General features: G+C 61.6%; 9 protein-coding genes. 2 read left to right on the top strand and 7 right to left on the bottom strand.

Translation table 11 applies throughout. From position 1 onward, the window contains the following. Nucleotides 1-95: 95 nt before the first annotated feature. From ACKLNA_RS21520 to leuC, 7 genes are all read right to left on the bottom strand, one after another. Complete coding sequence (locus ACKLNA_RS21520) at nt 96-2,762, bottom strand: FimV/HubP family polar landmark protein (RefSeq protein WP_408987025.1); 2,667 nt, start codon at nt 2,760-2,762, stop codon at nt 96-98. Nucleotides 2,763-2,971: 209 nt separating this feature from the next. Beyond that, the gene (locus tag ACKLNA_RS21515; protein WP_408987024.1) at nt 2,972-3,982 is read right to left on the bottom strand and encodes an aspartate-semialdehyde dehydrogenase; all 1,011 of its coding nucleotides are present in this window, start codon (nt 3,980-3,982) and stop codon (nt 2,972-2,974) included. A gap of 112 nt (nt 3,983-4,094) precedes the next feature. Then, nucleotides 4,095-5,207, bottom strand: a complete 1,113-nt coding sequence (gene asd, locus ACKLNA_RS21510; RefSeq protein ID WP_011333354.1) for an aspartate-semialdehyde dehydrogenase — start codon at nt 5,205-5,207, stop codon at nt 4,095-4,097. A 66-nt stretch (nt 5,208-5,273) separates the two neighbouring features. Further along, a complete protein-coding gene (gene leuB / locus ACKLNA_RS21505) occupies nt 5,274-6,356 on the bottom strand; it encodes a 3-isopropylmalate dehydrogenase (protein WP_408987023.1) in 1,083 nt (360 codons plus the stop codon). A gap of 69 nt (nt 6,357-6,425) precedes the next feature. Beyond that, entirely contained in the window at nt 6,426-7,193 is a 768-nt protein-coding gene (locus ACKLNA_RS21500) for a class I SAM-dependent methyltransferase (protein ID WP_408987022.1), read from the bottom strand. A 36-nt stretch (nt 7,194-7,229) separates the two neighbouring features. Then, entirely contained in the window at nt 7,230-7,874 is a 645-nt protein-coding gene (gene leuD / locus ACKLNA_RS21495; RefSeq protein ID WP_007956446.1) for a 3-isopropylmalate dehydratase small subunit, read from the bottom strand. A gap of 10 nt (nt 7,875-7,884) precedes the next feature. Then, nucleotides 7,885-9,303, bottom strand: a complete 1,419-nt coding sequence (gene leuC, locus ACKLNA_RS21490; protein ID WP_085711997.1) for a 3-isopropylmalate dehydratase large subunit — start codon at nt 9,301-9,303, stop codon at nt 7,885-7,887. 140 nt (nt 9,304-9,443) lie between these two features. Between leuC and ACKLNA_RS21485 the strand changes: the two genes are divergently transcribed. After that, entirely contained in the window at nt 9,444-10,334 is an 891-nt protein-coding gene (locus ACKLNA_RS21485; protein WP_408987021.1) for a LysR family transcriptional regulator, read from the top strand. A gap of 68 nt (nt 10,335-10,402) precedes the next feature. Next, a complete protein-coding gene (locus tag ACKLNA_RS21480; RefSeq protein WP_114882101.1) occupies nt 10,403-13,681 on the top strand; it encodes a PAS domain S-box protein in 3,279 nt (1,092 codons plus the stop codon). Nucleotides 13,682-13,724 lie beyond the last annotated feature (43 nt).

The following is a 13,724-nucleotide window of genomic DNA, read 5'->3' as shown; positions in this document are numbered from 1 at the left end:
GGCGGGCATTATAAGGCGGCGCACCGGGGATACCAGACCCAAACAAAAACGGCAGCCTCGATGGGCTGCCGTTTTGTTTACTGCCGAACGCTGACTCAGGCCAGGTGCGAAAGCATTTCCTTCGCTTCGCTCTTCTGCTTGTCATCACCCTCGCTGAGCACTTCGTTGAGGATGTCGCGTGCACCATCGTTGTCGCCCATGTCGATGTAGGCCTGGGCCAGATCGAGCTTGGTGGCGGCTTCGTCGGTACCGGCGAGGAAGTCGAAGTCCTCGTCGTTCAGATCGCCGCCCAACGCTGCGTCGGCTTCGGTGAAGCTCGGCTCGTTGATGCTGCCCGACAGGCGATCCAGCTCGGCATTGACGTCGTCCAGCTCGGCGGCGAAGGCATCCGGTTCGGCCGGGGTCGCATCCATCTCGTCGGCCAGAGACAGATCGAAATCGGCTGGCAGCTCCAGATCATCCAGAGGGGCTTCAGCCACCACTGGCGGCTCGACCGGCGGCAGATCCTTCACGCTCTCGTCGAGATCCAGCAGGAAATCGTCGTCAGCCAGCTCAACCGGCACAGGCGCAGGATCGGCACCGAGATCCAGGTCCAGATCGAAGTCAGACAGGTCGTCGAGGTTTTCCTTGATTTCGGTCTGCTGCTGCAGCACCGACTCGAAGCTCAGGTCGTCATCGGCCGGGAATTCGTCCAGCTCGACCGGCGCTTCAGGTTCGACAGCAGCCACGGGAGCGACAGGCTCCACCGGTTTGATGTTGTCGAGATCATCCAGGCTCAGGTCAAAAGCGCTGTCCAGATCGTCGTCCACCTTGGCGGCTGGCGCTTCTGGCTCATCAAGCAGCAAGTCCTTGACGTAATCCTCGTCCAGCTCGGCCGCAATGGCCGCTGCCGCCAGACCGGCAGCCGCAACGACCGCCATGGCCGGGAAGCGTTTTTTCAGCTCTTCGACCTTGGCGAAGTTGTCGCCATTGGCAACCAGTTGGCGCTCCTGACCGACGAAGGCATCACGATCACCCTGGCGACCGTAGACTTCCATCAGTTTCAGACGCAGGTCACTGCGCTGCGGCTCCAGGCTGACGCCCTCCTCCAGCAACGCCGCAGCCTGATTCAGACGACCGCCATCGATGTGCGACTGTGCCTTGTCCAGCACGTCATCGGAGCGCTCGGCTGCCGGTGCCACCAGCGGCGCGGCGATCGGCTCGGCCATCACCACCGGAGCCACCACAGGGGCAGGTGCCGGAGTTGGGGTCGGAGCCGGTGCTGGCGTGAGCTTGACGCTTGCCGCCGGCACCTCCAGGCCTTCGAAGCTGTCTTCCGGCAGATCGAGCTCTGGCGAGAACGACTGCTCTTCCAGGGCGCGGGCCATGCGCAGGTGCTTTTCGGCTTCCTGCTGCGCCTTGCGACGGCGGGCCAGCAGCAATAGCAGAAGCAGGAACACCACCGCACCACCACCGACCAGACCCAGCAGGATCGGGTTGGTCAGCAGCTCGTTGAAAGTCTTGTCTTCGTCAGCAGCAGGCTTCGGCTCGACCACTGGCTCAACCGGTGCCGGAGCGGCGGCTTCAGGCGCAGGTGCGGCAGGTGCGGCAGGTGCAGCCTCGGCCGGCGTCGCCGGTGGAGTCGCAGCCAGTTCCGCAGTAATGGCCGGAACCGGCGCAACGGCTGGCGCAGCCGCGTCAGCTGCCGGCGCCGGGGCAGTGCCCGGGCCTTCAGCCTGCATTTTCGCCAGTTGATTGTTCTTCAGTTCGATCAGGCGTTGCAGCTTGTCCAGCTGGCTTTGCAGATCAGCCATGCGGCTTTTCAGCTCTGCATTGTCACGACGGGTGGTGTCGAGGCTTTCCTGAGTCACCGCCAGTTTGTTGCTCAGAGCCTTGGCGTCACCGGCCGGCCCCTTGCCGCGAGCCTTGCCGCTTTCGGCGGAAACGAGGCTCAGGTTGTCCTTGGCATTCTGCCCAGCGCCGACATTGGCGCGGCCACGCTTGGTGGCATCCAGTTGCTGCTGACCGGTGCCCGGCTTGGCTACATAACGACGACCCTGACGCCAGGCCTCGTTTTGCGCAGCCACTTCGGCAATCGCCTTCGACTGCGGCAGCGCAGTGCTTTGCACCTGATCCGGCAGACGCAGCACCTGGCCGGTTTTCAGGCGGTTGATGTTGCCGTCGATGAATGCGTCAGGGTTCAGAGCCTGAATCGCCAGCATGGTCTGCTGGATCGAACCGCCAGTGCGCGCCTTGGCTGCGATTTCCCACAGGGTGTCGCGCGGCGTGGTGGTGTGGCTCGGATGCGTTGCACCCGTGGTCGGCGCGGTAATGGTTTGTGCCGGCGCTGGCTGAGCGGCGGCATCAGCGGTCTGCGGCGAGAACTTGGACGGATCCAGCAATACGCTGTAATCGCGCAGCAGGCGACCGTTCGGCCACATCACCTGCACGAGGAATTTCACCATCGGTTCCGACAGCGGCTTGCTCGAGGTAACGCGCAGCACGCTTTTGCCGCTGGCGTTGAGCACCGGAGTGAAGGTCAGATCATTGAGGAAGGCCTGGCGATCAACGCCGGCCTTGGCGAAATCTTCGGGCGAGGCCAGGCTCGGCACCACTTCGGCAGCCGTGAGATCCTTGACATCGAGCAGCTCGATTTCCGCCACCAGCGGCTGGTTCAGGGTCGACTTCAGGGTCAGCTCCCCGAGCCCGAGGGCATGCGCCATACCGGAGGACAGCGCCGAGGCGGCCGCTATTGCTAACACCAGTTTGCGAACTTGAACCATAGCCTCTTCCTTTGTTTGAACGTTCCTCGGCCAGCGAGAAGATGTTGATTGTCGCTGCCGTAAGGCATTGCGCGCGACGACGACAGCATGCCGCGCGCGATCATTTCTTTGATGCCCCGGAAAGTCCCGGAGGGTATTACGTCATCAAGCGGTCTGGCCAAGCATAGCGCCCGGCTAGAATCAGTCGACAAATTGTTGCCAAGTATCTTTTACAGCAGGTCTTTTATCAACAACTCGGCCACTTGCACCGCGTTGAGCGCCGCGCCTTTGCGTACGTTATCTGACGTCAGCCACAGATTAAGTTCCGACGGCTCGTCGACACCGGCGCGCACCCGCCCGACATAGACCACGTCCTGCCCCACCGCGTCACCGACCGCGGTCGGATAATCGCCGGCCTCGACCAGCTCGATCCCCTCGGCATCTTCAAGCGCGGCATTGACCTTTTCCAGGTCGACCGCATTCGTTGACTGCAAGGTCACGCTAAAGCTATCGCCAAAAAACACCGGGGCTTGAACGCAAGTTGCGGAAATCTTTAATGAAGGTTTGGCCAGTACCTGGCGCAGCTCGCGCACCAGACGTTTTTCCAGCAGGGTGTGGCCGTGCGCGTCCGGCGTGCCGACTTGAGCCAACAGGTTGAACGCCATCTGCCGATCGAAGAATGTCGGCTCCAGCGGACGCATGTTCAGCAGCTCCGTCGTCTGACGGGCCAGCTCGGCAACCGCTTCTCGGCCCTGGGCGGAAACGGCCAGATTGGCGGTGACATGCACATATTGCAGATCGACCAGATCGAGCAACGGCGCCAGCACCACGGCCAGCGTAGTGGCCGACGGGCTCGGGCTGCTGACCTGGAACGGCACTTTCAAACCGGCCAGCAAATCGGCATTGGCCTCAGGCACCACTTGCGGTGCCTGATCCGCCGGCAAGGCGCCGGACAGATCGACCAGCGAGCAACCCGCCGCATTGGCGCGAGCGGCATAACTCAAAGTGATCGCCGGGCCGGCGGCAAAAAACGCCAGTTTGACCTTGCTGAAATCGAACTCGTCGACTTCGCGCACACGCACGTTCTTGTTGCGAAACAGCACCGAGCTGCCGGCGGATTCGCTGCTGGCCAGCAGATGCAGGTTGCCGACCGGGAAGTCGCGCTCCTCGAGAATCTGCACAAGGGTTTCGCCGACAATACCGGTGGCGCCGATCACGGCAATATCAATGGCCTGGCTCATGGTGCGACCTCTGGTGGAACGGGGGGAGCGGCACTTTACCGGGTGGCTGCCAGACAGGCAAAAAAAACCCGCGCCTCTTGCAAGGCACGGGTTCTTTCATGGCTTCAAGCGATCAACGCTCCAGCAGGATCCGCAGCATGCGACGCAGCGGTTCGGCCGCGCCCCACAGCAACTGGTCGCCGACGGTGAATGCGCCAACGAACTGCGAACCCATGTTCAGCTTGCGCAGACGACCGACCGGTACGTTCAGGGTGCCGGTGACTTTCGTCGGGCTCAGCTCCTGCATGCTGATTTCACGGTTGTTCGGCACCAGCTTGACCCAAGGGTTGTGCTGGCTGATCAGCCCTTCGATGTCGGCGATCGGCACGTCTTTGTTCAGCTTGATGGTCAGCGCCTGGCTGTGGCAACGCATGGCGCCGATGCGCACGCAGATGCCGTCGACCGGGATCGGGCTCTTGAAGCGGCCGAGGATCTTGTTGGTCTCGGCCTGGGCCTTCCACTCTTCGCGGCTCTGGCCGTTCGGCAGTTCCTTGTCGATCCACGGGATCAGGCTGCCGGCCAGCGGTACACCGAAGTTTTCGGTCGGGTAAGCGTCGCTGCGCATGGCTTCGGCCACACGACGATCGATGTCGAGGATCGCGCTGGCCGGGTCGGCCAGTTGATCGGCGACAGCGGCGTGGGTCGCGCCCATCTGCTTGATCAGTTCACGCATGTTCTGCGCGCCGGCACCGGAGGCCGCCTGATAGGTCATGGCGCTCATCCACTCGACCAGACCGGCCTCGAACAGACCGCCCAGGCCCATCAGCATCAGGCTGACGGTGCAGTTGCCGCCGATGTAGTTCTTGGTGCCCGCATCGAGCTGCTGGTCGATGACCTTGCGGTTGACCGGGTCGAGGATGATGACGGCGTCGTCGTTCATCCGCAGACTCGAGGCCGCGTCGATCCAGTAACCCTGCCAGCCGGCTTCGCGCAGCTTCGGGAACACTTCGCTGGTGTAGTCGCCGCCCTGGCAGGTCAGGATCACGTCGAGGGTCTTCAGCTCTTCAATGCTGTAAGCGTCCTTGAGCGGAGCAATGTCCTTGCCCACGGACGGGCCTTGGCCACCGACATTGGAAGTGGTGAAAAACACCGGCTCGATAAGATCGAAATCCTGCTCTTCCAGCATCCGCTGCATGAGCACGGAACCGACCATGCCGCGCCAACCGATCAGACCTACACGTTTCATCGCAACTACACCTTCTTGAAAAGTGGGCCGCTGCTTTGTATTGAATTTCGCAGCGGGCCCGAGAGATTACAGATTCCGCAGCGCGGCGACTACTGCGTCACCCATTTCCTGCGTACCGACTTTAGTGCAACCGGTCGAAAAGATGTCGCCGGTGCGCAGGCCTTGATCCAGCACCACGCTGACCGCTTTCTCGATGGCATCCGCCGCTTCGTGCAGATTGAAGCTGTAACGCAGCATCATCGACACCGACAGAATGGTCGCCAGCGGGTTGGCGATGCCTTTGCCCGCGATGTCCGGCGCCGAACCGTGGCAAGGCTCGTACATGCCCTTGTTGTTGGCATCCAGCGAAGCCGACGGCAGCATGCCGATGGAGCCGGTGAGCATCGATGCTTCGTCGGACAGGATGTCGCCGAACATGTTGTCGGTGACGATCACGTCGAACTGCTTCGGTGCGCGCACCAGTTGCATGGCGGCGTTGTCGACGTACATGTGGCTCAGTTCGACCTCAGGGTAATCCTTGGCCACCTGCTCGACCACTTCACGCCACAGCTGGCTGGACGCCAGCACGTTGGCCTTGTCCACCGAGCACAGCTTCTTGCCACGGACCATGGCCATGTCGAAACCGACACGGGCGATGCGGCGGATTTCGCTTTCGCTGTACGGCAGCGTGTCGTAGGACTGACGCTCGCCGTTTTCCAGGGTGCGGGTGCCACGCGGCGCGCCGAAATAGATGCCACCGGTCAGCTCGCGGACGATCAGGATGTCCAGGCCGGAAACGATTTCCGGCTTCAGGCTCGAAGCGTCGGCCAGTTGCGGGTACAGGATCGCCGGACGCAGGTTGCCGAACAGGCCCAGTTGCGCACGGATTTTCAGCAGGCCGCGCTCAGGGCGGATGTCACGCTCGATGGCGTCCCATTTCGGGCCACCCACGGCGCCCAGCAGCACGGCGTCAGCGGCGCGGGCACGCTCGAGGGTTTCATCGGCCAACGGCACGCCGTGCTTGTCGATGGCGGCGCCACCGATCACGTCATGGCTCAGCTCGAAGCCCAGGTTGTATTTGTCGTTGGCCAGCTCCAGCACCTTGACCGCTTCGGCCATGATTTCCGGACCAATACCGTCGCCTGGGAGAATCAGAATCTGCTTGCTCATGCTTTCCTCGTGTCTTCAGTCGGTGCGCCAGCGACTGGCGCGCCCGGAAAAATACTTGTCGTTCTAAATTTATTTCTCGGCCCAGAGCACCAGTACATCTGTACTGAACGAACCATCGGCCTCAATCTCAAAATATTCGCGCACTTCATTGCCCATCGATTGCTGCAACTGGCGGATCGCGGCGCGCATCACCTCGGGCGTGCGCATGCGCTCGACCCAGCTGTTGTACTCCAGACGCAGGCGCTGACGCGTGGTGCTGCGGGTGTGCAGTCCGGCCTCGCTGACCTGACGCAGCCACTCACCGGCAGAATAATCGCGCACATGACTGGTGTCGCGCAGCACTTCAACGCTCTGCAGGTAGGTGTCGAACAGCGGACTGCCCGGCGACACCACATCAATGAATGCCGCGACGCCACCCGGTTTCAGCACCCGACGCACTTCGCGCAGGGCCACGCCGAGGTCGCTCCAATGGTGCGCCGAATAACGGCTGAACACGAAGTCGAACTCACCGTCGGCAAACGGCAGGCGCTCGGCGGCACCATTGACCGTGGAAACGTTGCTCAAACCACGATCAACCGCAGCGGCCGCCACCACATCGAGCATCTGCTGCGACAGGTCGTAGGCCACCACTTCCTTCACCAACGGAGCGACGTGAAAACTCACGTGCCCGGCGCCGCACCCCAGATCCAGCACCCGAGCCTCGCCCTGCCCCGCCAGCTCAGCCTGCAGCAGCGCAAATTCAGTGCCTTGAGCGTGAACGGCGCTGCTCAGGTAGGCGGCGGCCTGTTCACCGAATTGCTTCTGTACAACCTGACTGTGCTGGGCGGTGCTGGTCATGGGGACTTCCTTTGTTGGGGTTTCAACCTTTCAAATTCAGGCGTCGCGGAACAACCACGGCTGGCTCGCACGATGTTTGGCTTCAAACGCCGCAATCGCATCGCCGTCCTGCAAGGTCAGGCCGATGTCGTCCAGACCGTTGAGCAGGCAGTGTTTGCGGAACGCGTCGATCTCGAAGCGATAGACCTTGCCGTTCGGGCTGGTCACGGTCTGCTCGTGCAGGTCGATCTGCAACTGATAGCCCGGCGCGGCCTCGACCTGTTTGAACAGTTCGTCGACTTCGGCATCGCTCAAGATGATCGGCAGCAAGCCGTTCTTGAAGCTGTTGTTGAAGAAGATGTCGGCATAGCTCGGCGCAATGATGCTGCGGAAACCGTATTCTTCCAGCGCCCACGGCGCGTGCTCACGGCTGGAGCCGCAACCGAAGTTTTCGCGGGCCAGCAACACGCTGGCGCCTTGATAACGCTCGGCGTTGAGCACAAATTCCTTGTTCAGCGGGCGCTTGGAGTTGTCCTGATACGGCTGGCCGACATCCAGGTAACGCCACTCATCGAACAGGTTCGGGCCGAAACCGGTGCGCTTGATCGACTTCAGAAACTGCTTCGGGATGATCTGGTCGGTGTCGACGTTGGCACGATCCAGAGGCGCGACAAGACCAGTGTGCTGGGTAAAAGCTTTCATGCTGCGCTCCTTAGATCAATTCACGAACGTCGATGAAACGACCGTTCACCGCCGCCGCAGCGGCCATGGCCGGGCTGACGAGGTGGGTACGACCACCGGCGCCCTGACGGCCTTCGAAGTTACGGTTGGACGTCGAGGCGCAATGCTCGCCGGACTCCAAACGGTCCGGGTTCATCGCCAGGCACATCGAGCAACCCGGCTCGCGCCATTCGAAACCGGCTTCGAGGAAGATCTTGTCCAGACCTTCGGCCTCGGCCTGCGCCTTCACCAGACCCGAGCCCGGCACCACGATGGCCTGCTTGATGGTCGATGCGACCTTGCGACCCTTGGCGATCACCGCCGCAGCGCGCAGATCTTCGATGCGCGAGTTGGTGCAGGAACCGATGAATACGCGGTCGAGCTGAATGTCGGTGATCGCCTGATTGGCGGTCAGACCCATGTATTTCAAGGCGCGGACGATCGAGTCGCGCTTGACCAGATCCATCTCTTTGGCCGGGTCCGGCACGTTCTGATCAACGGCCAACACCATTTCCGGGGAAGTACCCCAGCTGACTTGCGGCTTGATCTGCGCAGCGTCGAGTTCGACCACGGTGTCGAAATGCGCGTCGGCGTCAGACACAAGGTCTTTCCAGGATTCGACCGCCAGATCCCACTCGGCGCCTTTCGGTGCGAACGGGCGACCCTTGACGTAATCCACAGTCTTCTGGTCCGCCGCCACCAGGCCCACACGGGCGCCGGCTTCGATGGACATGTTGCAGATGGTCATGCGGCCTTCGATGGACAGATCGCGAATCGCGCTACCGGCAAATTCGATGGCATGACCGTTACCGCCGGCGGTGCCGATCTTGCCGATCACGGCGAGAACGATGTCCTTGGCGGTCACGCCGAACGGCAATTGGCCTTCGACGCGCACCAACATGTTCTTCATTTTCTTGGCGACCAGGCACTGGGTGGCGAGCACGTGCTCAACCTCGGAAGTGCCGATACCGTGAGCCAAGGCGCCGAACGCGCCGTGGGTCGAAGTGTGCGAGTCGCCACAAACGACGGTCATGCCCGGCAAGGTCGCGCCCTGCTCCGGGCTGATCACGTGGACGATGCCCTGGCGCACGTCGTTCATCTTGAATTCGACGATGCCGTATTCATCGCAGTTGTCGTCGAGGGTCTGAACCTGCAAACGCGAGACCTGGTCGGCAATGGCGCTGATACCACCCTTGCGCTCCGGGGTGGTCGGTACGTTGTGGTCCGGGGTCGCGATGTTGGCATCGATGCGCCATGGCTTGCGCCCGGCCAGACGCAGGCCTTCGAAGGCTTGCGGCGAGGTCACTTCGTGGATGATGTGACGATCGATATAGATCAGCGCCGAACCATCGTCGCGCTGCTTGACCAAATGCGAATCCCAGAGCTTGTCGTAGAGCGTTTTGCCGGCCATCAGACGTTTCCTCATCAGCTTGTTTCTATGCCCTGGGCTTATCAATAACCCTTTGGCTTGTGAGGCCGATCCTATGGGGTTAGATTGAATAACTCAAATTCATATTTTTTATGCTTTGGATAACCAACTGGAATACGAACATGGATCTGGCCAACCTCAATGCTTTTATCGCGATTGCCGAGTCCGGAAGCTTCTCCGGCGCCGGTGAACGCCTGCATCTGACGCAACCGGCGATCAGCAAACGCATCGCCGGGCTGGAGCAGCAATTGAATGTGCGGCTGTTCGACCGGCTGGGCCGTGAAGTGGGCCTGACCGAGGCCGGCCGGGCTTTGCTGCCACGGGCCTATCAGATTCTCAACGTGCTCGATGACACCCGCCGCGCCCTGACCAACCTCACCGGCGAAGTCACCGGCCGCCTGACCCTGGCCACCAGTCACCACATCGGCCTGCACCGTTTGCCGCCCCTGTTGAGGGAGTACACCCGCCGCTACCCACAGGTGGCACTGGATATTCAGTTCCTCGATTCGGAAGTGGCCTACGAGGAAATTCTCCATGGCCGCGCTGAACTGGCGGTCATCACCCTGGCGCCGGAGCCGCATACGCTGGTCAAGGCCACGCCGGTCTGGGCTGACCCGCTGGATTTCGTGGTCGCCCCGGAACACACATTGATCAGCAACGGCGCTGTCACATTGGCGGACATTGCCGGCCATCCGGCGGTTTTCCCCGGCGGCAACACCTTTACCCACCATATTGTCCAACGTCTGTTCGAGGCTCAGGGCCTGACGCCGAATATCGCCATGAGCACTAACTATCTGGAAACCATCAAGATGATGGTGTCGATCGGCCTGGCCTGGAGCGTTTTGCCGCGCACCATGCTCGATGAACAGGTGGCGCGCATACCTTTGCCGGGCATACAGCTCAGTCGCCAGCTAGGCTATATCCTGCACACCGAACGGACGCTGTCGAATGCTGCACGGGCGTTTATGGCCCTGCTGGACGCGCAAATCGATCTGCCAGGGACTCTCGGCTGACTTGTGCTACTCCTATAGAGCTGCCGTCCCTGTGCCTAACGCCCAAATCAGCTCAAGGCCCCTTAACAATGCCGAAATCTGTTGACCGTATTCCGCCGATGCCGCGTATTCAGGCCATTGATCCACGGCGTTCCGAACAGAGCTGGGAGAGCGCGCCGCAATTGCTCGCGGCGCTCAACGGCGCCCGCCTCGGCGCCTGGTATTGGGACATCGAGCGCGGGCAGATCAGTTGGTCCCGGGGCACCCAGGCCCTGTTCGGCTTCGATCCACGGCAGCCGTTGCCCGAAGACCTGGAATACCTCGACCTGTTGCCGCCGGAAGACCGGGCGAAAACCATTCGCGCCTTCCACGCGGTGATTGCGGGCGCGCCGCTGGAACAGGCGATGCATCACCGCATTCGCTGGCCCGACGGCAGCCTGCACTGGCTGGAAATCAATGGCAGCCTGCTGCCGGACAAGCATGGTCGCCCCCGAATGATCGGGGTGATCCGTGAAATCACCCACCAGCGTCAACGGGAACAGGCCCTCAGCAGCTCGGAGAAACGTTTCGCCACACTGTTTCATCTGTGCCCGAACATGGTGTTGCTGACTCGCCAGGAAGACGGCCTGATCAGCGAGGCCAACCAGTATTTCGAAAGTCTGTTCGGCTGGCCGGTGCAGAGCGCCATCGGCCGCACCACCCTGGAGCTGGGCCTGTGGGTGCATCCCGAACAACGGGCGGAGCTGGTCAAGAAGACCAAGGCCAAGGGCGAACTGATCAGCATGGAAGTGCAGTTCCGCGCCAGTAACGGTCAGGTTCACGACGGGATTCTCAGCGCACAAAAGGTCGAACTCGAAGGCCAGCCTTATCTGTTGAGCACTTTTCTCGACACCACCGAACGCAAAGCGGCTGAACATGCGCTCAAGGACAGCCAGGAACGCCTTGATCTGGCGCTGGATTCGGCACAACTCGGCACCTGGGACTGGCACATTCCCAGCGGCATGCTTTACGGCTCGGCCCGAGCCGCGCAGTTGCACGGGCTGGAGCCGATTCCGTTCCACGAATCGTTCGACGAGTTCTTCGAAGGTGTACCCGGCGAAGAGCGCGACAGCATGCGCGACGCCTACCGCAGTCTGCGCGAGGGCCCGGCAGGTAATTATCAGCTGACGTATCGCGTGCAACTGCCGGACGGCAGCTCGCGCTACCTGGAAAGCCGCGCCCGCCTCTATCGCGACGAAAACGGCGCGCCGCTGCGCATGGCCGGTACCCTGCTCGACATCACCGATCAGGTCGAACGCGAGCAGCGCCTCGTGGCGTCCGAAGAGAAATTCGCCACCCTGTTCCAGGTCAGCCCCGACCCGATCTGCGTGACCCGCCAGGAAACCGGGGAGTTCATCGAGATCAACTCCAGCTTCACCCAGACTTTCGGCTGGAGCGCCACCGATGTCATCGGGCATACCGCTGAAGAAATCGGCCTGTGGGACGCCTCGGCGAAAAGCCTGCAACGCATCGAACGAGTGATCCGCGAACAGGGCCTGAGCAATGTCGCGATCATCGTCCAGCACAAGGACGGCCAATCGCTGACCTGTGTGATTTCCAGTCGCCAGATCAGCGTCGGCAACCAGCCGTGCATCGTCACCACGCTGCGTGACATCACCCAGCAACAGCGCTCGGAAGCAGCGCTCAAGGCCAGTGAAGAGAAGTTCGCCAAGGCATTTCACTCGAGCCCCGACGCGATCACCATCACCGAACGCGACACCGGGCGTTATCTGGAGGTCAACGACGGTTTCTGTCGCCTGACCGGCTACCGTGCCGATGAAGTGGTGGGCAAAACCGTGTATCAGGTCGGCATCTGGGCCGAGGAAAAACAGCGCTCGGGGTTGCTCGCCGAGCTACAGATCAAGGGCCGCGTGCATCATCAGGAAATGCTCGGGCGCAACAAGCGCGGGGAATTGCTGACGGTGGAAGTCTCGGTCGAGCCGATCACCCTCAACGAAATCGCCTGCCTGCTGATGACCGCCCGGGACGTCAGCCTGCTGAAGAACGCTGAGGCGCAGATCCGCCATCTGGCCTATCACGACCCGCTGACCAATCTGCCCAACCGCGCATTGCTGATGGATCGCCTGAGCCAGCAGATCGCCCTGCTCAAACGCCACAACTTGCGCGGCGCGTTGCTTTTTCTCGATCTGGACCACTTCAAACATATCAACGATTCGCTCGGCCATCCGGTCGGTGACACGGTGCTGAAAATCATCACCGCACGCCTCGAAGCCAGTGTGCGCATGGAAGACACCGTGGCGCGGCTTGGTGGCGATGAATTTGTGGTGTTGCTCAGCGGCCTGGAAGGTACGCGCAACGAGGTCAGCGTTCAGGTGCGGGAGTTGGCCGACACCATCCGCGAATTGCTTTCGGAGCCGATGTTCCTCGACGGGCAGCGCCTGCAAGTGACGCCGAGCATCGGCGTGGCGCTGATTCCCGATCACGGCTCGACCCCGACCGACTTGCTCAAGCGCGCGGATATCGCGCTGTACCGGGCCAAGGACTCCGGGCGCAACACCACACAGATGTATCACAACACCATGCAGAAAGCCGCCAGCGAACGGCTGCGCATGGAGACCGATTTGCGACTGGCGCTGTCCCGTGGCGAATTCAACGTACATTTCCAGCCGCAAGTGGACGCGCGGGACAACCGCATCATCGGCGCCGAAGCGCTGGTGCGCTGGAATCACCCGGAACTCGGCGCGCAATCGCCGACCGAATTCATCAAGGTCCTGGAAGACAGCGGGCTGATCCTTGAGGTCGGCACCTGGATCCTCGATGAGGCCTGCGATGCCTTCAAGCAATTGATCGCCGACGGCCTGATCGATCCGCTGGCATTCAGCCTGTGCGTGAACATCAGTCCCCGGCAGTTCCGCCAGAACGATTTCGTCGAACGCATCGAACACAGCATGACCAGCCATGGCCTGCCCTGCTCGCTGCTGAAGCTGGAAATCACCGAAGGCATCGTGATCCAGAACCTGGAAGACACCATCAGCAAAATGCGCCGCCTGAAAAAGCTCGGTGTGAGCTTCGCCATGGACGATTTCGGCACCGGTTATTCATCGCTGACTTACCTCAAGCGCCTGCCGGTGGACACCTTGAAGATCGATCAGTCCTTCATCCGCGACGCCACCAGCGACCCCAACGACGCCGAGATCATCCGCGCCATCGTCGCCATGGCTCGCAGCCTTGAACTGGAGGTGATCGCCGAGGGTGTGGAGACTCCGGAACAGTTGGCGTTTCTGCAGGGGCTGGGCTGCCATTTGTATCAGGGGTATCTGCATAGTCGGCCGGTGGCGCTGGAGGTGTTGAAAGGTTTGCTTGAATGACGGGTACAAAAAAGGGCGCCTTTCGGCGCCCTTCTTGTCAGTC

Origin of the sequence: Pseudomonas sp. UV AK001 (assembly GCF_046097675.1) — a bacterium.
In the GTDB taxonomy this organism is placed as follows: domain Bacteria; phylum Pseudomonadota; class Gammaproteobacteria; order Pseudomonadales; family Pseudomonadaceae; genus Aquipseudomonas; species Aquipseudomonas kribbensis.
Note: the sequence above shows the minus strand (reverse complement) of the source record. Positions and strands in the feature narration are given on the sequence as shown.

Bases quoted from the DNA above. Each gene is read 5' to 3' on its own strand.
- leuB (WP_408987023.1), bottom strand. From the start codon at position 6,356: ATGAGCAAGCAGATTCTGATTCTCCCAGGCGACGGTATTGGTCCGGAA.
- ACKLNA_RS21515 (WP_408987024.1), bottom strand. From the start codon at position 3,982: ATGAGCCAGGCCATTGATATTGCCGTGATCGGCGCCACCGGTATTGTC.
- ACKLNA_RS21520 (WP_408987025.1), bottom strand. From the start codon at position 2,762: ATGGTTCAAGTTCGCAAACTGGTGTTAGCAATAGCGGCCGCCTCGGCG.
- ACKLNA_RS21500 (WP_408987022.1), bottom strand. From the start codon at position 7,193: ATGACCAGCACCGCCCAGCACAGTCAGGTTGTACAGAAGCAATTCGGT.
- leuD (WP_007956446.1), bottom strand. From the start codon at position 7,874: ATGAAAGCTTTTACCCAGCACACTGGTCTTGTCGCGCCTCTGGATCGT.
- asd (WP_011333354.1), bottom strand. From the start codon at position 5,207: ATGAAACGTGTAGGTCTGATCGGTTGGCGCGGCATGGTCGGTTCCGTG.
- ACKLNA_RS21480 (WP_114882101.1), top strand. From the start codon at position 10,403: ATGCCGAAATCTGTTGACCGTATTCCGCCGATGCCGCGTATTCAGGCC.
- leuC (WP_085711997.1), bottom strand. From the start codon at position 9,303: ATGGCCGGCAAAACGCTCTACGACAAGCTCTGGGATTCGCATTTGGTC.
- ACKLNA_RS21485 (WP_408987021.1), top strand. From the start codon at position 9,444: ATGGATCTGGCCAACCTCAATGCTTTTATCGCGATTGCCGAGTCCGGA.